The following is a 20231-nucleotide window of genomic DNA, read 5'->3' on the forward strand; positions in this document are numbered from 1 at the left end:
GATGATGATCCCGCCCGAAGGCTACGACTCGCTCGGAGAGCTGCTGCACGACGCGCTCGTGCAGTGGAAGAGCGAGACCGCGCTGATCGAGGTCGATCGGCGCGCCGAGAAGAAGCGCCTGACCTATCTCGACGTGCGTCGCGAGGTCGCGCCGGTCGCGCGCTGGCTCGCCGATCGCGGCGTGGGCCCTGGTGATCGCGTCGCGATCGTGATGAGCAACCAGGCGCGCTGGCCGATCGCGGCGATCGCGCTCTTCGCGCGCGGCGCGGTGATGGTGCCGCTCGACTACAAGCTCTCGGGCGACGAGCAGGTCGCGCTGCTGCGCCATGCCGGTGCACGCGCGCTGATCACCGAGCACCCGCTGCTGCGGCGCATGAAGGACCTGCCCGCGATCGACGTGCTGGTCTCCGAGGCGCCGGAGAGCGAGAGGAGCGCGCAGCGCTGGGAGGATCTCGACCCCGACGTGATCGCGCCGCCGGTCGAGCGACGCATGCGCAGCGACGCCGCGAGCATCGTGTACTCGTCGGGCACCGGAGGTCGCGCCAAGGGCTGCGTGCTCACCCACGACGCGTACCTCGAGCAGCTCGGCGCGCTGATGCGCCTCTTCCCGATGCGCCCGGGGCACAAGACGTTCTCGGTGCTCCCGACGAACCACGCGATCGACTTCATGGTCGGGTTCCTCGGGCCCTTCGCGTGTGGCTCGACCGTCGTGCACCAGCGCACGCTGCGGCCCGAGTTCCTCGTGTCGACGATGCGCGAACACCGCATCACGCACATGGCGCTCGTGCCGCTGCTGCTCGCCGCGTTCGAGCGCGCGATCGACGAGAAGATCGACGAGCGTCCGGCGTGGCAGCGCGCGGCGCTCGGGCTCGTCTCGCGTGCGAACGCGGAGCTCACCCGTGCGAAGCCCGACGTCGCGCTGAGCCGCACGCTGCTCGGCGGTGTGCACCATCAGCTGGGCGGCGCGCTCGAGCTGCTCTTCTGCGGCGGTGCGTTCGTCGATCGCCGCCGCGCCGAGCGCTTCTACGAGCTCGGGATCCCGGTGGTGATCGGCTACGGGCTCACCGAGTGCTGCACCGTCGCGACGGTCAACGATCTGCGCCCGTTCCGCGCGGACTCGGTCGGTCGCGCGGTGCACGGCGTCGAGGTGCGCGTGCACGCGCCCGGCGCCGACGGAGTCGGTGAGATCTGGATCCGCGGGCGCACCGTGATGCGCGAGTACTGGAACGACGCGGAGCTCACGGCGCGCACGATCACCGAGGACGGCTGGCTGCGCACCGGCGATCTCGGGTGGCTCGACGCGAGCGCGCACCTGCACCTCGTCGGTCGCAGCAAGAACATGATCGTCACCGCGGGCGGCAAGAACGTGTACCCCGAGGACGTCGAGTCGGCGTTCGAGGGCGTCGCGTGCGAGGAGCTCGCGGTGTTCGCGTCGGGCTACGTGTGGCCGCGCCACGCCGCGCTCACCGAGGAGCAGCTCGTCATCGTGGTGCGCACCAAGAGCGCGGCCGCGATGCGCGACGCAGAGCGCGAGATCGCCGCGCGCAATCGGCGGCTGCCCGAGCACAAGCGCGTGCACGCGGTGCTCGCGTGGAGCGACTCGTTCCCGCGCACCGCGTCGATGAAGGTGAAGCGCGAGGCGCTCGCGGAGCAGCTGCGCGCGGGCGCGCGTCCCGAGCAGCTCGTCGCGCTCGAGCGCGCGAGCGGCGCGATGTTGGGAGGTCTGTCGTGACGAAGTGGCTCGCGATCGTGAATCCGGCGGCGGGCGGTGGGCGCTGCGGCGAGCGCGCCGACGAGGCCATCGAGACGCTGCGACGCGGCGGCATGACGATCGACGTGGTGCGCACCGAAGCGCCGGGGCACGCGACGACGCTCGCGCGCGACGCGGCCGCGAGCGGGCGCACGCACTTCCTCGCGGTGGGCGGCGACGGCACGACGTTCGAGATCCTCAACGGGCTCTTCCCGCGCCGTGAAGCGGGCGAGCCCCCGACGGTCGCGATGCTCCCGCTCGGCACCGGCAACTCGTTCCTGCGCGACTTCGGGATCGAGGGCGCGGAGGCCGCGATGGACGCGATCCTGCGGGCCCAATCACACCCCTGCGACGTGCTGCGAATCGATCACGCGCGCGGCGTGCTGCACTCGATCAACATCGTCGGCGTCGGGTTCAGCGCGGACGTCGGCGCGCTCACGAACCGCCGCTACAAGCACCTCGGCGCGGCGGGCTACGTCGTCGCCGTGCTGCGCACCGCGATCGGCCTGCGCTCGCCGACGTTCCCGCTCCGCATCGACGGCGGCGCGCTCGACGCGCGCCCGGCGATCCTGCTCTCGTTCTGCAACAGCCGCTGCACCGCGGGCACGATGCGCATGGCGCCCAACGCCGAGGTCGCCGACGGGATGCTCGACGTGATCCGCATCGGGCCGCGCTCGCGCCTCTCGTTCGTCTCGGCGTTCCCCAGCATCTTCGCGGGACGGCACGTGAAGAAGGAAGGCGTCGAGGAAGCGCGCGCGAAGCGGGTGGAGCTCGAGCTCGATCGCGAGGTCGACACGATGATCGACGGCGAGGTGCTTCCGCTGCGGCTGCGATCGATCGAGGTCGTGCCCGGCGCGCTGCGGGTGATCGCATGAGCGAGCTGCCGCCCGTCCCGTCGGAGTCGCTGCAGAAGCCGTCGCTCGCCGACTACGCGAAGTCGGCCGCGCTCTGGGCCGCGGGGCTCACGTACTTCGTGCCCGCCTCGGCGGGGATGGTGCTCACGTGCGCGACGCTCGGGCTCGATCGCTCGCTCGCGTACCAGCGCTGGTATGCCGAATGGGTGATCCGTCTCACCGGATCGAAGTGGCGCGCGCACGTGCACCCCGACGTCGATCCCAAGCGCCCCTGCGTGTTCGTGCACAACCACACGAACCACTTCGACTTCGTCTTCATGCACAACGCGACGCCGCACTACAAGCGCGGGCTCGAGCTGGAGTCGCACTTCAAGTACCCGGTCTACGGGCAGATGATGAAGGTCCGCGGCGGCATCGCGGTGAAGCCCGGGGTGAAGGGCCAGACCCCCGAGGTGCTCGCGAACATGCGCGAGGCGCTCAAGGACGGGCACGCGATCCTCACGTTCCCCGAGGGCCATCGCACCACCACCGGACGACTCGGTCCCTTCCGCAAGGGCGTGTTCTTCCTCGCGCGCGATCTCGAGATGCCGGTGGTGCCGGTGACGGTGACCGGCGCGTACGAGATGATGCGCAAGGGGAGCCTGATGATCCGGCCGGGGCACACCATGACGGTGCACGTCGATGCGCCGATCGAGACCGCGGGCATGAGCGACGACGAGGTGCCGCAGCTCGTCGATCGCGTGCACGCCCAGATGTCGGGGCACATCGACGACTACTGGCGCGCGAAGGGATGGCCCGGATGAGCGCGCCGGCCCGCCGCGACGAGCTCGACGGACGCACCACGCGCGCTGCGGCGATGCGCCAGGAGCGCCGTCGCGCCGTGCTCGACGCGAGCCTGCGCGTGTTCAGCGAGAACGGCTACCACGCGACGCGCATCAGCGATCTCATCGAGGCCGCGGGGATCGCGCGCGGCACGTTCTATCTCTACTTCGAGAGCAAGAACGCGATCTTCCACGAGCTGCTCGATCAGCTCCTCGAGCGCATCCGCGCGTCGGTGGACGGCGTCGACACGCGCGTCGATGCGGCGCCGCTGCGCGATCAGCTGCTCGTGATCGTGCGGCGCGTGCTCGCGACGTTCCACGAGCACCCGGAGCTCACGCGGCTCGTGCTGCGCAGCGCGCCGGGGCTCGACGACGAGGTCGACCGCAAGCTCGCCGCGTTCTACGGGCAGCTCCACGCGTGGCTCGCGGTGTCGATGCAGAACGCGCAGGCGCTCGGCCTGATGCGCGTGCTCGACGTCGACGTGGTCTCGTGGTCCGTGATCGGCGCGGTGAAGCAGATCGTCGAGCTCTCGCTGGAGCGCCGAGAGGGCGCGGACCTCGATCGCGCGACCCGCGCGCTGCTCGATCTGCACCTCGACGGGATGCTCGTCGCGCGCTGACCCGCGCGCGACTGCCCGAGCGCCTGCCGGACGAGCTCTGCCCCGACGGCGCGAAGGCCGGCTGGTGGGCGAAGACGGTGCAGCTCGATCTCGAGGCGCAGGGCGTGGTGACGCGCGAGAAGACGCGCCGCCGCGCTTTCACCGCGCGTGAGCGATCAGCGCATCGACCAGCGGTTGCCAGATCTCGCGACCGCGCAGCGCCTCACGCCAGCGCGCGGGGATGCCGTGCACGCCGACGGCGATCCCGACGATGCCGCCAGTGAGGCACGCCGTCGTGTCGGTGTCGTGTCCGAGCGCGATCGCGGCGCGCACCGCGCGCTCGAAATCGGGCTCCTCGGCGCAGTCGCGCGCCGAGCGGAGCGCGTCGACGACGTAGCCACCGCCGCGCCCTTCGATGCGCTCGTCGGGACGCACGTGGAACTCGAGCGCCTCCTCGCGATCGCTCCCCGGCTCGATCGTCGCGCGCAGCGCGCTCACCGCGTCGGCCCACGGGTCGGTCACGCCCTCGAGCACGCGACGCGCCCACAGCGCGTAGTACGCGCAGCACACACGAGCGCGCGCGTGACCGTGCGTGACGCACGACTGTCGCTCCGCATCGCGCACCAGCTCGGCATCGTTCCCGCGATGCCACAGCGCGAGCGGAAGCACGCGCATCAGCGAGCCGTTCCCGTTGGCGCTCGGGTCGCTCGGACCGGCGCGCTCGGCGTCGACGCCGCTCTGGATCGCGCGGATCGCCCGCGCGGTCTGGACCCCCACGTCGAACACGTCTCCGTCGACCGCGAGCTCGCCCCACTCGTACCAGTTCACGAGCCGCCGCCCGAGATCGTCGAGGTCGAGCGCACCGCGATGCAGCAGCGACGTGAGGAGCGCCAGCGCGTGCGCGCCGTCGTCGGAGTACGTCCCGGGCGCGATGCGCGCGTGGCTGCGCCGGAACCCCGACGGCGGCTCCATCTCGATCGGGGTCGGGATGTCCGCGGGCGCGTGGAACTCGTAGGGCACGCCGAGCGCGTCGCCGACGAGCAGGCCGATCACGCCGCCCGCGATGCGATCCGCGCGCGAGACGCTCGGATCGCGCGCGATCACCACGCGCGGCTCAGGAACGGCGCGCCATTGCTGGTCGCTGCGCGCGCCTGGGCGATCGCGCGCATCACCTCGTCGCGCGAGAGCGTCGCGAGGGGTGCGATCCACTCGACGAGCTCGCCGCTCGAGGAGAACACGCGCGTCGGATACGGCGCGCGCGTGAGCAGCGAGAGCCCCGCGGTCGCGGTGCGCACCGCAGCGGGAAGGAACCCGTTGCCGTCGACGAGATAGCCGTGCGCGCAGTGGCTCGCGCCGAAGCGCTTCATCAGGTTCGCCGAGGCCTGGCGCGCCGTGTCGTCGAACGACATCGACACGGTCTTCTCGATCACCGTGATCGACGCGTACTTCCGATCCGAGCTCTCGCGCAGCACGTCCTCGACGGCGCGCTCGATCGCCGCGACCCCCGACACCGTCACGTGGGCGCGCCACACGGAGACGACCAGCCTCGGCGCACCGAGGAGCGCCCACTGCGGTGTCGCTTCGAGGATGGGCAAGCTGCGCATGGCGTCGGGCGACGATACGCGACGGATCCGCGTGCGGGAAGATCACCCGCGCGAGGGATGGCGCCGCGCCTTGATGTGCACCCACGCGAGCGCGCCCAGCGCGCACGCGACGATCATCACGATCGCGACCGTGATCGCAGCGCCGAGCGAGAGCGTCGGGCCGATCACGCGCGCGAGCCCGATTCCGGCCACGTAGAGCGCGAGCAGGTGCGAGACGTAGAGGAACAGCGTCTCGCTCGCGATCGTCCGGAGCGCGCGCGGCAATGCGACGACGCGCGCGCTGGCGATCGCGAGCACGGCTGCGACCATCGCGACCGCCGCGAGGCGCACCAGCGAGAACCCCGGCGACGCCGAGTAGAGCAGCGGATCGCTCGGTCGTGCGATCAGCGCGTCGACGATCACCGACGCCGCTCCGATCGCCACCGACCCCATCGCGAGGCGCACCCCCGCGCGCGTCCCCGAGGTGCGCGCGCCGTCGGGCAGCGCGATCGCGCCGAGCACCACGCCCGCGAGCACGAACCCGCTCCACGGCAGCAGCGGGAACAACGACCCACCGCTGCGCGAGACGTAGTTGCACACGAGGCGCAGCGCGCTCCCCTCGCACTCGATGCGCGCCGCGAGCGGCGCGAGCCCGATCGCTGCCGCCGCGAGCCCACCGCTCACCAGCACGACCTGCGATGCGCGCCGCGCGATCACACACATCGCCTCGAGCAGCAGCATCGTCACGCCGATGCACTGCAGCACGTCGACGATCATCGCCTCGTCGATCGCGCGCCGCGCGAGCTCGGCATCTCCGCTCAGCACGCCCGCCGGCGCATGGAGCAGGTACCCGATCGCGATCAGCATCCCTGCGCGCTTCACGCGCCGGGCTCGCGCAGTGCGATCCGCGCGATAGCTCTCCCACCGCGCGAGGCTCGACAGATGGAACGACACGCCCGCCGCGGTCATGAACCCGACCGCGGTCAGCCCGCGCACCCACGTCCAGATCTCGAAGCCGCGCCCGGTGCGCCACGCGTCCGCGAGCAGCGCGTCGATCACGTGCCCCTGGATCATCTGCACGCTCATCAGGAGCCGCAGCAGATCCACGAAGTGCGCGCGCGCCGGAGCCTTTCGCTCGGCGGACGGCGAGGCGTCGGTGACGCTCATCGCAGCTCGCGCACGACGGCGGCGAGCGCATCGAGCGGCGGACGCGCTGCCGGATCGGGACGCGTGCACTCGGTCGCGATCGCGACCAGCGCCTCGGGCGCAGGCGCGTCGAGCTGTCCGCAGATCTCGCGCACGGTCGTGCCGAGCGCGTAGACGTCCATCGCCACGTGCGCGGGCGCGCCCGCGCGCTGCTCGGGCGGCATGTACGCGAGCGTGCCTTCCGCGATCGCGTGCGGCGACGCGCCCGCTTCGCCCATGCGCTGCGCGGTGCCGAAGTCGGTGAGCACCACGCGATCCATCGTGCGCAGCAAGAGGTTCGACGGCTTCAGATCGCGGTGCACCACGCCGCGCTCGTGCACGTACCGCAGCGCGTCGATCGCGCTCTCGATCCACGGCAGCAGCCACTCGCTGCGGATCGCGCCCTTGCTCAGCCAGGTGCGGATCGAGCCGTGCTCGAGGTTCTCCATCGCGATCGCGCCGAGCGTCTCGTCGACGTCGAGCACGCGGATCACGCCGGGGTGCTCCATCGACGCCGCCATGCGCGCCTCGAGCAACAAGCGCTCGCGATCGGCGCGACCCCGACGGTGATAGACCTTGAGCGCGACCGGCCGCGCGAGCTGCGTGTCCTCCGCGAGGAACACCGTGCCCGCACCGCCGCGACCGAGCTCGCGCAAGAGCTTGTAACGCCCCCGCGAGAGCGCTCCGTCGGCCATCAGCGTCGCGCCCTCGTCGCGGCGCGGCGTGGCCTGCTTCTCGCGCAGTCGCGCGACCCGCTCTCTCGCGCGCGGATAGTCGAGATCGCGCGCAACGATGCGTTCGTAGAGCGAGAGCGCCCCGCGCGCATCACCACGTCGCTCCGCGATCTCCGCCGCGAGCATCCATCCATCGAGCGGCGCGTCGGGCTCGCGCAGCATCGGCGCGAGCACCTCCCACGCCGTGCTCTCGTCGCCGCGCGCATCGAGCCGCTCCGCGACGCGGCAGCGCAGATCGCTCATTCCACCGCTCGCGAGCACGCGTCGCGCGAGATCGATCGCGACCACCTCGCGCCCGACCTCGCAGAGACGCTCGAACGCCTCGATCGCGATCGCCTGATCCTCGCTGCCCGGCTCGGTGGTGCGCTGCGCGAGCGCGACGAGCTTCGCGGCCTCGCGCTCGAACGGATCGGCGGCTTCGGCCGGCGGCGTGCTCGCGATCACCGGCGCCGGTGTCTCGACCTCCGGCTCGGCGACCGGCTCGTCGGCCACGAACCACCCGCGCATGCGCTGCCACACGCTCACGCGAGCACCTCGACGCGTACCCCGCCCACGGTGATCACGTCGCCGTAGAGCAGGTCCACGCCCGCCGCGACGTTCTGCGCGCCGAGCACGACGCTCACGCCCGCATCGGGCTGCATCACCGCGCGATCGTCGACGAACACGAACGTCGCGCTCAGCCCCGCGACGCGCAGCTCGGCCTCGCCCGCCACCACGCGCTCGCCGCGATCGAGCCCGCGCAGCACGTCGATCGCGATCCCTTGCGCGCCCGGGCTCACGCGCAGCGACACGTCATCGCCGAGCCCGATCTCGGTCGGCCCCGAGAGCGCGATCTCGCCCGCGATCGGCACGCCCGCGATCAGCGTCCCGTTGCGGCTCCCGAGATCACGCACCACGACCGCGTCCTCGCGTCGCGCGATCTCGCAGTGACGACGCGACACCGAGCCTCCGCGCACCACGACGTCGGCATCGCTGCGCCCGATCACCGCGGGCAGCGAGCCCACGAGCCCTACCCTCGCGCCGCCCACGTCGAGCTTCAGCCGGCGCCCGCGCGGCCACTTCTCCTCGATGCGCCGCAGCATCTCCGCGATCGACGGATCGCTCGGCGCGAGCAGCGTCGCTTCGCGCAGCGCACGACGCGCCACGTCGCGCGCACCGACGCGCGTCGCCATCTCCTGCTCCGACACCAAGCGGCGCAGCCGCGCGTCGCGCTGCTCCTTCGCGTGCGTCGTCTCGAGCACCTTCTCGAGCCGCTCGATCTCGCCCGCGTGCTCGAGGCATCGCGCGAGGTCCTCGTTGCGCCCGAGCAGCTCGTAGCAGTCCGCCGCCTCGACCCACTTCTCCGCGCGCTCGAGCCGCTCCGCGGCGTCGACCAGCTTGCGCTTCGCGTCCGCGCTCACCGCGCCGCGCTCGCGCGCCGACTCGAGCACCGCGACGCCGATGCGGGCCTCGAGATCACGACGTCCGTCCTCGCGATCCGGCGGCATGAAGCGCAGCGCGTCGACCCACGCCTGCACCTTCTCCTCGACGTTCTTCGCTTGCTCGCCGAGCCGCGTCATCAGCTCCGCGGCCTTCCCGGGGTCCCCCATGTCGACCCACAGGTACGCGGCCTTGCGCAAGTCGCCCTGCACCTCGGCATCCAGGGCCTGACGTGCACGCGTGTCGAAGAGGCGTCGGAAGAAGCTCACGAGTCTTTCGGGCAGGTGCGTTCAGCGCGCTGCGATGGTTCCGACCGTACGGTCATCGTTGACACCGAGCGGATCCATCCACGACGATCCGACGCCACCTCGCACGCATCTTTCCTCGGAGGCCCCTACGTGAGCAACCGTCTCGGCGAGCTCCTCGTCCGTGAGAAGCTGATCAGTCTCCAGCAGCTCCGGACCGCCCAGGACGAAGCCAAGCGCACCAACTCGTCGCTCGGCTACACGCTCGCGCGCATGGGGTACATCTCGGACCAGGAGATCACGGATTTCCTGAGCCAGCAGTACCGCGTCCAGTCGATCAACCTCGAGGAGTACGAGATCGACGAGGACGTGCGGAAGATGATCTCGCAGGAGGTCTGCGAGCGGCACAAGGTCATCCCGGTCTCGCGCTCCGGCTCGTCGCTGATCGTCGCGATGGCCGACCCGTCGAACCTCCACGCGATCGACGACATCAAGTTCCTCACGGGCTACAACGTCGAGCCCGTCGTCTCGTCGGAAGCCGCGATCCTCAAGGCGATCGAGCGTTATTACGCCGCGCCGGAGATCTCCTACGACCAGATCATGGAGGGCTTCGACGAGGAGGAGATCGAGGTCGCCGGCGAGGACGACGACATCGCCCTCGGCGACCTCGAGCGCGCGAGCGAGGACGCGCCGGTCATCCGCCTCTGCAACGCGATCCTGCTCAACGCGATCAAGAAGCGCGCGAGCGACATCCACATCGAGCCCTACGAGAAGAAGCTCCGCGTCCGCTACCGCATCGACGGCGTGCTCGTCGAGGAGATGACGCCGCCGCTCAAGCTCAAGAACGCGATCGCGTCGCGCATCAAGATCATGAGCTCGCTCGACATCGCCGAGCGACGCCTGCCGCAGGACGGACGCATCAAGCTCAAGCTCGGCAAGGGCAAGGAGATGGACTTCCGCGTCTCCGTCTGCCCGACGATCTGGGGCGAGAAGATCGTCATGCGTCTTCTCGACAAGTCGAACCTGCAGCTCGACATGACGAAGCTCGGGTTCGATCAGAAGGCGCTCGACGACTTCAAGTGGGCGATCAGCCAGCCCTACGGGATGGTGCTCGTCACCGGTCCGACCGGCTCGGGCAAGACGACGACGCTCTACTCCGCGCTCACCGAGCTCAACCAGATCGACACGAACATCAGCACCGCGGAAGACCCCGTCGAATACAACCTGATGGGCATCAACCAGGTGCAGATGCACGACGACATCGGCCTGAATTTCGCGGCCGCGCTGCGCTCGTTCCTGCGCCAGGACCCCGACATCATCATGGTCGGCGAGATCCGCGACTTCGAGACCGCGGAGATCGCGGTGAAGGCCGCGCTCACCGGCCACCTCGTGCTCTCGACGCTGCACACCAACGACGCGCCGAGCACGGTCTCGCGCCTGCTCAACATGGGCGTCGAGCCCTTCCTCGTGACCGCGTCGGTGAACCTCGTGCTCGCGCAGCGACTCGCGCGGAAGATCTGCGAGCACTGCAAGCACGAGATCCAGATCGACAACGCGGGACTGAAGACGGCGGGATTCTCCGATGCCGACATCGCCGCGGGGATCCGCGTGATGAAGGGCGCGGGCTGCCGCGAGTGCAACAACACCGGCTACCGCGGCCGCATCGCGCTCTACGAGGTCATGCCCTTCGGCGATCGCCTCAAGGAGATGGTCCTCCAGGGCTGCTCCACCGCGGAGCTGAAGGACGAGATGATCCGTCAGGGCGTGCAGACGCTGCGCATGGCCGGGCTCACCAAGGTGAAGGCCGGCATGACGTCGCTCGACGAGATCATGCGCGTCACCGCGGCGGACCGGAGCTGACGCGGGAGAGGCGCTCTTCCGAGAGCGCCTGGCCCGAGTCGAGCAGCGGGCGCGCGATCACGCCGGAGCGGCGGTCGCGATCGCCGTGCTGCGCGATCCACGTGTCGATGCGCCAGCGCATCTCGTCCGCGACCGCGATGACGTGAGGCTCCTGCAGCAGCGTGAGGTGATCGCCGGGCACGTCGACGATCTGCACCGCGCCGAACACCGCCTCGCGCCAGCCGAGCCGCGCCTCGTGGTGGAAGCGCGGCGTGTAGTAGACGTCCTCGGTCGCGCGGAAGACGACGACGTCGCCCTCGTACGGCTTCGGCTTGAACTCGAGCGCGAGCTCGATGTTCTCGAGCGCGGCCTGGAGGTGCGCGTCCTCGTCCTGCAGCGGCGCGCCGACGGCGCGGCGCCATCGCAGCATCCGCGAGCGCATCGCGTCGCGCTCGCGCTCCACGCGCGCCACGATCTTCTCGCGCACGTACCCGGTGCCGCCGAGCGCGAGCTTCTCGACGTGGCGCCGCGCGCGCTCGACCGGCGACACCCACTCGATCGGCATGGGCCCGATCGCGTCGAGCATGCCGACCATCGCGACCTCCTCGCCGGCATCGACGAGCAGGCGCGCCATCTCGAGCGCGGTGAGCCCACCGAGCGAGACCGCGAGCAGGAAGTAGGGCCCGCGCGGCTGGAACCGGCGCAGGTCCTCGACGTAGAGGCGCGCGTACTCTTCGACCGACGGCTTGCGGCCGGGAGGCATCGCGAACTGCGCGGAGAGCCCGTAGATCGGCTGCGCGGGGCCGAGGCGCTGCGCGAGCGGGCGATAGTACGAGCAGCCCGCGCCGAGCACGTGCACGCCGAAGATCGCGGGGCGCGTGCCGGTCGTCTGGATCGGGATCACCGAGGGCGCGACGCTGCGCACGTCGCCGCGTCGCATCGCGTCGGCGAGCGCCGCGACACACTGGGCCTGGAGCAGCGCGCCGAGCTCGATGCTGTGCCCGGTCTTGCGCGAGATCGCGTCGGCGAGGCGGAGCGCGAGCAGCGAGTGCCCCCCGAGATCGTAGAAGCGATCCTGGATGCCGATCCCCTGTACGCCGAGCGCGTCCTCGAAGAGCGCGAGCAGCGTGCGATCGAGCGCGTCGCGCGGCCCGGCGCTCGGCGCCTCCGAGCCGGTGACGATCTCGGGATCGGGCAGCGCGCGCGCTCGTCGATCTTCCCGCCGCTCGCGACCGGCAGCGCGTCGAGCAGCACGTAGCTCTTCGGCACCATGTACTCGGGCAAGCGCTCCGAGAGCGCGGCGCGCAGTAGATCCGCGCTCGCGCGCGGGAGCTGCGGGACCACCCACGCGACGATGCGATCGCTGCCGCCGAGCCGTCGCGCGCGCACGATCGCGTCGCGCACCTCGGGCAGCGCGCGGAGCGCGGACTCGATCTCGCCGAGCTCGATGCGGAACCCGCGGATCTTCACCTGGTGATCGGTGCGCCCGAAGAACTCGATCACGCCGCGCGCGTCGATGCGCGCGAGATCGCCGGTCGCGTACATCGTGCCGCTGCCCGCGAAGGGATCGGGCACGAAGCGCGACGCGTCGAGCTCGGAGCGCGCGTGGTACCCGAGCGCGACCGTCGGCCCTCCCACGAAGAGCTCGCCGATCGCTCCGTCGGGCACGATCTCGCGCTGCAGTCCGAGCACGTAGGCGCGCGCGCTCGCGAGCGGCCGCCCGATCGGGATCTCGCTGCCGATCGGACGTGGATCGCGCTCGGGGTCGTAGACCGTGCAGCTGATCGTCGCCTCGGTCGGGCCGTACGCGTTGAGCAGGCGCGGCGCGCCCGGCATCGCGCGGAACGCGTGGAACGCGCGCGCCGAGACCCTCTCGCCGCCGATCACGAGCAGGCGCACGTGCGCGGGCAGACGCGTTCCGTCGCGCTCCATGCGGTGCACGAGCTCGTGGAAGAACGCGGTCGGGAGGTTGAGGACGGTGATGCGCTCGCGCGCGATCTCGTCGAGGAAGACGTCGAGCGACTCGCTCGCCGCGTCGCTGCGCAGCACCACGCACGCGCCTGCGAGCCACGTCGGATAGACCTCCTCGAGCGCCACGTCGAACGCGGGCGACGCGAACTGCAGCACGCGATCGTCGGGCCCGAGCTCGTACTCGCGCATCACCGCGCGGTTGTGGGCGAGCAGCGCGCGATGCGGGACCAACACGCCCTTCGGCTTGCCGGTCGAGCCCGAGGTGTAGAGCGAGTACGCGGCGTCCTCGCCGCGCGGCGGGTCCGACAGGACGCCCGCCCGGCCTCGCGCGATCACGTCGTCGACGCGCATCGTCGGCACGTCGGCGTCGAAGGGCGCGCGCTCGCCCGCGACGATCACCAGCGCGACCTGCGCGTCCTCGACCACGTCCGCGAGCGACCCTGCCGGACGTCGGAGATCGAGCGGCACGAACGTCACGCCCGCGCGCAGCGCGCCGAGCTGCGCGACGAAGAGCTCGAGCGAGCGCGGCAGCGCGAGCGCGATCTTCGCCCCGCGGCTCACGCCGTGCGCTGCGAGCCCCGACGCGAAGAGCCCCGACACCTCGTCGAGCTCCGCGTAGCTCAGCGTGCGTCCGCCCGATTCGATCGCGAGCCTCGCGCTGCGCTCGATCATCACGCGCTCCAGCACGGTGCCGTAGCCCTCGTGATCGGGCGCGATCGGGAAGCCGGGCACGCCGCGCGACGCGAGCACGCCCGCCTCGTCCGCGGGGATCATCGCGAGCTCGCCGAGCCGCGCGTCGGGGCGCTCCGCGAACGAGCGGAGCAACGTCACGACGTAGCGCAGCATCGCCTCGGCGTGCTCGCGCCGCACGCGCTCCGGGTCGTGCTCGAGGCGCATCACGAGATCGCCGTCGAGGTAACAAGCGAGCGTGATCGGGCCGGATCCCTGCTCGTGCAGGCGACAGTCGCGCGTCTCCCACGCGCCGCCGAGCGCGCGCAGCGCACTGCCGAGCAGCGAGTTCTCGAACACCACGATCGCGTCGCAGAGCGGACGCCCGCGCGGGATCTGCGAGAACGTCTGCACCAGCGCGAGCGGGGTGTGCTCGAAGGGCCGCACCTCGAGGTGCTGGCGTCGGATCTCCGCGAAGTAGTCGAGCGCCGCGATCTCGGGCGTCACCGTCGCGCGCACCGGCACCGTGTTGATGAGGCAGCCGACGATCTGCTCGCCGCGCGGCACGAGGTGACGGCACGCGCGCGTCGCCCCGATCACGACGTCGCTGCTGCGCGCGGTCCGCGCGAGCACGATCGCGAGCGCGCCCTGCACCATCGCGTTGAGCGTGAGCCCGCGCTCTCTTCCGATCGCGCCCAGCTCCGCGACCAGCGCTGCAGGCAGGTGCGCCTCGACCTCGACGTGTCGAGGCACTTCGGTGCGCCCCGCCGGCGCGGGCGCGAGCCAGGGCAACGTCGCCGGCTCGCGCAGCCCGTCGAGCAGCGCGCGGAAGTAGGCCTCGGCCGCGCTCCCATCGAGGCTCGAGAGCGCCTCGACGTGCGCGCGGAACGGCGTCGGCTCGGGCAGCGTGACCGCCTCGCCGCGCACGCTCGCGTCGTAGAGCGCGAAGACCTCCTCGATCACCGCGCGGCTCGAGCGGCCGTCGAGCAGGATGTGGTGGAACGTCCAGACCAGCGCCTGCTCGTCGGCGCCGAGGTCGACGAGCGCGAGGCGCCACGCCGGCCGCGAGAGGTCGAGCCCGGCGCGTCGATCCTCCTCGAGCAGCGCGGCGAGCCCCGCGTCACCGTCGACACGGTGCCGATCGAGCCGCGCCTCGAGACGCGCACGCACCACCTGGCGAGGCTCGCTCCCGTCGAGCCCGAAGGACGTGCGCAGCGCCGCATGCCGCTCGGTCGCGTGCTGCCATGCGCGGATCAACAGCGCGTCGTCGAAGCGTGTCGCACGCACGACGAGCTGCTGCACGTCCACCATCCGTCCCCGGGAGAGGCGCGCCTCGACGAGCATCCCGCCCTGCATCGGGGCCAGCGGGTACGTCTCGAGGATGTCGGGATCGCGCGTCAGCATCGGGCCTGGAGCATCGGAGGCGTACGTGTGCGACGTCATCACAATGGGCCAGTTGCGTCAACGCAGACGCAACTTGGGTGGGGAGCTTTCCCCCAATCGGGTGAGCGCTTCTGCGGGTGGTTCGTCATGGCCCTGGAGCGCTCGCCGACCTCGCCTTCAGAACGTCGGTTTCCAGATCATGAACGCCAGGCAAACGGCGAGGAGCCCACACGCGATGGCCCCGGCGCGCGGGCTCCTACGTCCCTCCTTGCCCACCGCCCAGAGCACGACGTTGATCGACACCAGCGACGCCGTCGCCGCGCCCACGATCCACGGCGCGACGAGCGACACCCCGCCGCCGAACGCCATCGCCCACCCGGCGATCCACACCCCGCCGAAGCCCGGGCCGGCGATCAGATAGGCGAATCGCTGTCGGTCCTCGAGCGGCGTCGGGACGAACGCGCCGATCGTGCCCGCGGCGAGCGCCGCGACCGCGATCAACTTCACGAACCGGAGCACGAGCAGCAGCTCGATCGGGAAGAGCGGCATCGGGGCGCACTTCTCTGGCGCGACGGCTCGAGCTCGTTCGACGTTCGAACGAGCCGAGCCGTCGTGCGTGATTGGGTGGGGGGCCCCGACGGATTCACTCCGGCGGGGGGAGGGTCTGGGACAGACCCTCCGGAGGCGAACGGCTAGGACGATGCTCGGAAGGACGGGACGGCCTTCCGGGCGGAAGTACTAGCGTCAGGTCGCGCCCGCGGCGAGCGCGCCGGCGGCGAGGAGCCCGTTGTAGACGAGGTGCGCGACGCAGGGCACGAGCGTCGAGCCGCTCGCCGCGCGCATCAGCGTGAACCCGAGCCCCGCGATCAGCACCGAGACGAGCCCGCCCCAGTTGCCCCAGTCCTGCGGCGCGTGCGCGATGGCGAAGAGCAGCCACGCGCCCGCGATCGCGACGAGCTCGCGCTTCGCGCCACCAGGACCGCGCAGCGCCCCGTAGACCAGCCCGCGGAAGAACACTTCCTCGGCGATCGGCGCGACCACCGCGAGCGCCGCGAACGAGAGCATCCCGCTCGGCCAGCTCACGAACGCCTCGACCGGCGCCTCTCCGGTCGACGGAACGATCGCGAGCGCGACCCGCGCGACGAGAGAGAGCAGCACCCCCACGAGCGGCGCGAGCACGAGCCATCCGATCGTGTAGGGGAGCGCGAGCCGTCGCGCGCGGGTGGGCTCGCCGACCCACGAAGGCGCGCGCGGCGCCCGCACCAGACCGAGCGCCGCGGTCTGCGCCCCCTCGACGCTCGGTCGCACCAGCACATAGGCCACCGCGATCTCGACGGCTGCGAGCGCGAGCCCGCCGACCAGCCCCGCGGTCGGGCCCGACGGTCCGAACGCGCCGATCGTGATCCCCGCGCCGAGCACCAGCGCGACCCCGAGCGCCGCGCGCACCGCACCGCGCGACGCCACGTCGTGGGCCTCCACCGGAGCGCGCGCGGTCATCACGAGCACCAGCCCGATCGCGACCCCGAGCGCGCCGAGCACGATCGCGAGATCCCGCTCGCCGAGCGGCTCTCGCGCGAGGATCCGCGCGCGCACCGGCACGCCCTCGATCGCGCCGTCGTCGCTCGCGAGCTCGATCGCGACCGGCACCGCGTCCTCGTCGATCGCGAGCTCGCGCACCCGCGCGAACACCACGCACGAGCCCGCCTCGGAGCGCGCCACGCCCTCGAGCAGCGCGGGATCGATCGCGAGCCCGAACATCTCCTCGGCGCGGTCGGTCCGCACCACCACGATCCGCCCGGCGCCGCTCCACCGCGTCGCCTCCATCGGGTCGCGCGCACAGAGCTCGAAGGTCGCGTCGTCGCCCCGCAGGAGGCGCGCCTCGAGCAGCCGCGACGATCCCGCCGGCGTCCACTCCCCGACCGCCTCGAGCTCGCGCGCCTCGAGCCCGCTCACCCGGATCACCGCCGCTCCCAGCGCGATCACCAGCGCGAGCGAAGCGGCCACCAACGCCGAGGAGATCGCCCGCGACACCGGCCCATCGTACCGAGCCCGAGGGGCGATTGGCACGATTCTGTACGCCGCTCGGTGCGATCTGAGGGTGCCGCCCGCGATCCCGCGCGCTCCGCCGTCCTCTCGGAAATGCCCAAGATTCGCGCATCCACGATCGAGGACAGCGAATTTCATCGATCGCCGGATCACGAGTGATCCCGTATGGATCAATCGCTATTCTCGACGTGACGTGACCATCGGTGAAAATACGTTGCGTGTCAGTGCTTGTCTCGTGCGCGATCCTCGCGTAGATCGCTTCCCATGCGCATCAGCAACTCGTTCTCCGAAGGCGAGATCCAGGTCATGGATTTCATCCTCACGACCCTCCTTCGCGGCGGCACCCCGAACATGGCGGTGCGGAGCAAGGATTTCGCGTCGTTGTGCCGCAAGGTGCAGTCGATGAAGTCGCGCGCGGCGGACGTGAAGTCGGGCGCGCCTGTCAAGCGCGGCGAGCCGACGCAGTCGTCGGTCGGCGTGATCGGCGCGGCGGACGAGTCGGTCGACGAGGGCGCCGAGGATCTTCGCGACGTCGGCTGAGCGCGGGACGGGATCGCGCGTGATCCGCCCGTGAATCACGCGCGATCGTCGGGGCCACGAAGGGATCGCCGACACGTCCCGTCTTGACGCGGGGGCGGCGCTCCACTAAGCGCGCGCACCGTATGACGTCCCCGAGCGAGCGTGAGAGCGGGAAGGCGGACGTGATCGTCCTGGCGGGAGGCCGGGTGATCGACCCGAGCACGGGTCACGACGGCGAAGCCGACGTGGTGCTCGAGGGCGGCAAGGTCACTCGGGTCGGGCGCGACGCGGGCCGAGGGATCGAAGGCGCTGCCGTGCAGCGGATCGAGGCGCGGGGACGCTGGGTCGTCCCCGGGTTCATCGACCTTCACGTGCACTTCCGCGAGCCCGGCCAGGAGTACAAGGAAGACATCGCGTCGGGCCTGCGCGCCGCGGCCGCGGGTGGCTTCACCGCGGTGTGCGCGATGCCGAACACCAAGCCGGTGAACGACACCCGCGCGATCACCGAGCAGATGGTCGCGCGCGCGAAGGAAGCAGGCGGCCCGCGCCTCTTCCCGTTCGGCGCGATCACGATGGGCAGCAAGGGCGAGCAGCTCACCGAGATGGCGGACATGAAGGACGCCGGCGCGGTGGGCGTGAGCGACGACGGCGTCTGCGTGATGAACGCGGCCGTCATGCGGCGCGCGCTCGAGTACGCCGCGACCTTCGACCTGCTCGTCTCGCAGCACTGCGAGGACCACCACCTCACGGCGGGCGCGCAGATGCACGAAGGTGCCATTTCGACGAAGCTCGGGCTCCGCGGATGGCCGCGCGAGGCCGAGGACGTCATCGTCGCGCGCGACCTCGTGCTGAACCAACGGGCCAAGGCGCGCTACCACGTGGCGCACGTCTCGACGAAGGGCGCGGTCGCGCTCATCCGCGAGGCGAAGGCACGCGGGCAGCGCGTGTCGTGCGAGGTGACGCCGCATCACCTCTTGCTCACGGATCACGAGCTCCTCGGGTACCGCACGGCGTGCAAGGTGAACCCGCCGCTGCGCGAGGCGGAGGACGTCGAGGCGATGGTCGAAGCACTGCGCGACGGGACCATCGACTGCGTCGCGACGGATCACGCGCCGCACAGCTCGCTCGAGAAGGACTGCGAGCTCGCGGCGGCCTCGCCCGGGATGATCGGGCTCGAGACCACGATCCCGCTGCTGCTCGGGCTGGTGCACCGCGGTGCGCTCTCGGCGACGCGCTTCGTCGAGGCGCTCACGAGCGGACCTGCCCGACTGTCGGGGATCCGCGGAGGCTCGCTGCGCGTCGGTGAGCGCGCGGACGTGACGGTGATCGACCCCGAGACGCGGTGGACGGTCGGGCGCGAGACGCTACGATCGAAATCCCTGAATTCTCCGTGGCTCGGCAAGGAGCTGCGGGGTGCGTGCGCGATGACGATCGCGGCCGGAGAGGTGGTGTTCGAGCGATGACGCGGCGGAACGCGCGGAAGGCCTGGATCGCGCTGGCGGACGGGACGGTCTTCGAGGGATGTGCGGCGGGCGCCGCTGTGTCCGACTCGGGGGCGACGCCCCCGAACCCGCGGGAGACGACCGGTGAGGTCGTGTTCACGACGGGCATGACCGGGTACCAGGAGGTCCTCACGGATCCCTCGTATTGCGGGCAGATCGTCGTGATGACGGCGCCGGAGATCGGCAACACCGGCGCGACGACCGAGGACGACGAGGCGGGCAAGCCGTGGGTCGCCGGCTTCGTCATGCACGAGCTCTCGCCGATGGCGAGCAACTGGCGCAGCCAGGAGACGCTCGACGCGTACCTCCGGCGCCACGGCGTGGTCGCGATCGACCGCGTCGACACGCGCGCGCTCACGCGGCACATCCGCGACCACGGCGCGCAGTCGGCGGTGATCGGGACGAGCTCGCCCGAGGCGCTCGTCGCGAAGGCGAAGGCCGCGCCCTCGATGGCGGGCCAGGACCTCACGGGCGCGGTGACGACGCGCGAGCCCTACGTCTGGGCCGAGGGCGCGGGCGTGTGGCACACGCCCGAGGGCGAGCCGACGCGGCACGTGGTCGCGGTCGACTTCGGCGTGAAGAAGAACATCCTGCGCTGCCTCGTGGACCACGGGTGCCGCGTGACGGTGGTGCCCGCGACGACGAGCGCGAAGGACATCCTCGCGCACGATCCCGACGGCGTGTTCATCTCGAACGGCCCCGGCGATCCGGCGGCGGTCGCGCACGGGATCGAGACGGTGCGCGAGCTGGTCGGGCAGAAGCCGCTCTTCGGGATCTGCCTCGGGCACCAGATGCTCGCGCTCGCGCTGGGCGGGAAGACCTACAAGATGAAGTTCGGCCACCGCGGGCTGAACCATCCGGTGAAGGACCTCTCGACCGGGCGCGTGGAGATCACGACGCAGAACCACGGGTTCGCGGTCGACGCGGAGTCGCTCGCGGGCAAGTGCGACGTGACCCACGTGCACCTGAACGACGGGACGTGCATGGGCCTCGAGCACCGCGACAGCGGTGCGTTCTCGGTGCAGTACCACCCCGAGGCGAGCGCGGGCCCGCACGACGCGCGCTACCTGTTCAAGCGCTTCGTCGAGCGGATGGACGCCGCGAAGCGCTGA

16 protein-coding genes and 3 pseudogenes are annotated in these 20231 nt (G+C 71.4%); 9 read left to right on the plus strand and 10 right to left on the minus strand.

From position 1 onward, the window contains the following. Position 1 precedes the first annotated feature (1 nt). The 5 genes and pseudogenes from I5071_RS14625 to I5071_RS46980 form a co-directional block, all read left to right on the plus strand. The gene (locus I5071_RS14625; RefSeq protein WP_236606069.1) at positions 2–1732 is read left to right on the plus strand and encodes an AMP-binding protein; all 1731 of its coding nucleotides are present in this window, start codon (positions 2–4) and stop codon (positions 1730–1732) included. Continuing rightward, complete coding sequence (locus I5071_RS14630) at positions 1729–2625, plus strand: diacylglycerol/lipid kinase family protein (protein ID WP_236606070.1); 897 nt, start codon at positions 1729–1731, stop codon at positions 2623–2625. The genes I5071_RS14625 and I5071_RS14630 overlap by 4 nt, the downstream gene beginning before the upstream one ends. Continuing rightward, the gene (locus I5071_RS14635; protein WP_236606071.1) at positions 2622–3407 is read left to right on the plus strand and encodes a lysophospholipid acyltransferase family protein; all 786 of its coding nucleotides are present in this window, start codon (positions 2622–2624) and stop codon (positions 3405–3407) included. Before I5071_RS14630 ends, I5071_RS14635 begins: the two co-directional genes overlap by 4 nt. Further along, positions 3404–4045 (plus strand): TetR/AcrR family transcriptional regulator, encoded by a 642-nt coding sequence (locus tag I5071_RS14640; protein WP_236606072.1) that lies wholly within the window; start codon positions 3404–3406, stop codon positions 4043–4045. Before I5071_RS14635 ends, I5071_RS14640 begins: the two co-directional genes overlap by 4 nt. Before the next feature lie 11 nt (positions 4046–4056). Then, positions 4057–4164: pseudogene (locus tag I5071_RS46980) on the plus strand (DUF6958 family protein); the annotation flags it as partial. Positions 4165–4183: 19 nt separating this feature from the next. Here the strand turns inward: I5071_RS46980 and I5071_RS14645 are convergent. From I5071_RS14645 to I5071_RS14665, 5 genes are read right to left on the minus strand one after another with little or no spacing between them, the layout of a single operon-like run. Continuing rightward, on the minus strand, positions 4184–5128 hold the full coding sequence (locus I5071_RS14645; RefSeq protein WP_236606073.1) for an ADP-ribosylglycohydrolase family protein: 945 nt from the start codon (positions 5126–5128) through the stop codon (positions 4184–4186). Next, complete coding sequence (locus I5071_RS14650; protein ID WP_236606074.1) at positions 5125–5628, minus strand: hypothetical protein; 504 nt, start codon at positions 5626–5628, stop codon at positions 5125–5127. Before I5071_RS14650 ends, I5071_RS14645 begins: the two co-directional genes overlap by 4 nt. Before the next feature lie 42 nt (positions 5629–5670). Beyond that, entirely contained in the window at positions 5671–6774 is a 1104-nt protein-coding gene (locus I5071_RS14655; protein ID WP_236606075.1) for a heparan-alpha-glucosaminide N-acetyltransferase domain-containing protein, read from the minus strand. After that, positions 6771–8051 (minus strand): serine/threonine-protein kinase, encoded by a 1281-nt coding sequence (locus I5071_RS14660; RefSeq protein ID WP_236606076.1) that lies wholly within the window; start codon positions 8049–8051, stop codon positions 6771–6773. Before I5071_RS14660 ends, I5071_RS14655 begins: the two co-directional genes overlap by 4 nt. After that, on the minus strand, positions 8048–9214 hold the full coding sequence (locus I5071_RS14665) for an FHA domain-containing protein (RefSeq protein ID WP_236606077.1): 1167 nt from the start codon (positions 9212–9214) through the stop codon (positions 8048–8050). Before I5071_RS14665 ends, I5071_RS14660 begins: the two co-directional genes overlap by 4 nt. A gap of 129 nt (positions 9215–9343) precedes the next feature. Between I5071_RS14665 and pilB the strand changes: the two genes are divergently transcribed. Then, a complete protein-coding gene (gene pilB / locus I5071_RS14670) occupies positions 9344–11050 on the plus strand; it encodes a type IV-A pilus assembly ATPase PilB (protein ID WP_236607643.1) in 1707 nt (568 codons plus the stop codon). Here pilB and I5071_RS14675 read toward each other — a convergent pair. The 5 genes and pseudogenes from I5071_RS14675 to I5071_RS14690 form a co-directional block, all read right to left on the minus strand. Beyond that, positions 11028–11969: an alpha/beta fold hydrolase gene (locus I5071_RS14675; RefSeq protein ID WP_236606078.1), complete on the minus strand. Its 942-nt coding sequence runs from the start codon at positions 11967–11969 to the stop codon at positions 11028–11030. The two genes, pilB and I5071_RS14675, sit on opposite strands and share 23 nt — an antisense overlap. A 60-nt stretch (positions 11970–12029) precedes the next feature. Continuing rightward, positions 12030–12227: pseudogene (locus I5071_RS46985) on the minus strand (phosphopantetheine-binding protein); the annotation flags it as partial. A 29-nt stretch (positions 12228–12256) separates the two neighbouring features. After that, positions 12257–15112 (minus strand): annotated as a pseudogene (locus I5071_RS14680) (non-ribosomal peptide synthetase); the annotation flags it as partial. Positions 15113–15229: 117 nt separating this feature from the next. After that, positions 15230–15601, minus strand: a complete 372-nt coding sequence (locus tag I5071_RS14685; RefSeq protein ID WP_236606080.1) for a hypothetical protein — start codon at positions 15599–15601, stop codon at positions 15230–15232. A 195-nt stretch (positions 15602–15796) separates the two neighbouring features. After that, positions 15797–17056, minus strand: a complete 1260-nt coding sequence (locus I5071_RS14690; protein WP_236606081.1) for a CPBP family intramembrane glutamic endopeptidase — start codon at positions 17054–17056, stop codon at positions 15797–15799. A gap of 306 nt (positions 17057–17362) precedes the next feature. Here I5071_RS14690 and I5071_RS14695 point away from each other — a divergent pair, with 306 nt between their 5' ends. The 3 genes from I5071_RS14695 to carA all read left to right on the plus strand — a co-directional run bounded on the left by I5071_RS14695 (position 17363) and on the right by carA (position 20231). Then, the gene (locus tag I5071_RS14695) at positions 17363–17638 is read left to right on the plus strand and encodes a hypothetical protein (RefSeq protein ID WP_236606082.1); all 276 of its coding nucleotides are present in this window, start codon (positions 17363–17365) and stop codon (positions 17636–17638) included. A 122-nt stretch (positions 17639–17760) separates the two neighbouring features. Continuing rightward, the gene (locus I5071_RS14700) at positions 17761–19080 is read left to right on the plus strand and encodes a dihydroorotase (protein ID WP_419249634.1); all 1320 of its coding nucleotides are present in this window, start codon (positions 17761–17763) and stop codon (positions 19078–19080) included. Next, positions 19077–20231 carry a glutamine-hydrolyzing carbamoyl-phosphate synthase small subunit gene (carA, locus tag I5071_RS14705; RefSeq protein ID WP_236606084.1) on the plus strand — a complete coding sequence of 385 codons (1155 nt, stop codon included), beginning with the start codon at positions 19077–19079 and terminating at the stop codon, positions 20229–20231. The genes I5071_RS14700 and carA overlap by 4 nt, the downstream gene beginning before the upstream one ends.

Source organism: Sandaracinus amylolyticus (genome assembly GCF_021631985.1).
In the GTDB taxonomy this organism is placed as follows: Bacteria; Myxococcota_A; Polyangia; order Polyangiales; family Sandaracinaceae; genus Sandaracinus; species Sandaracinus amylolyticus_A.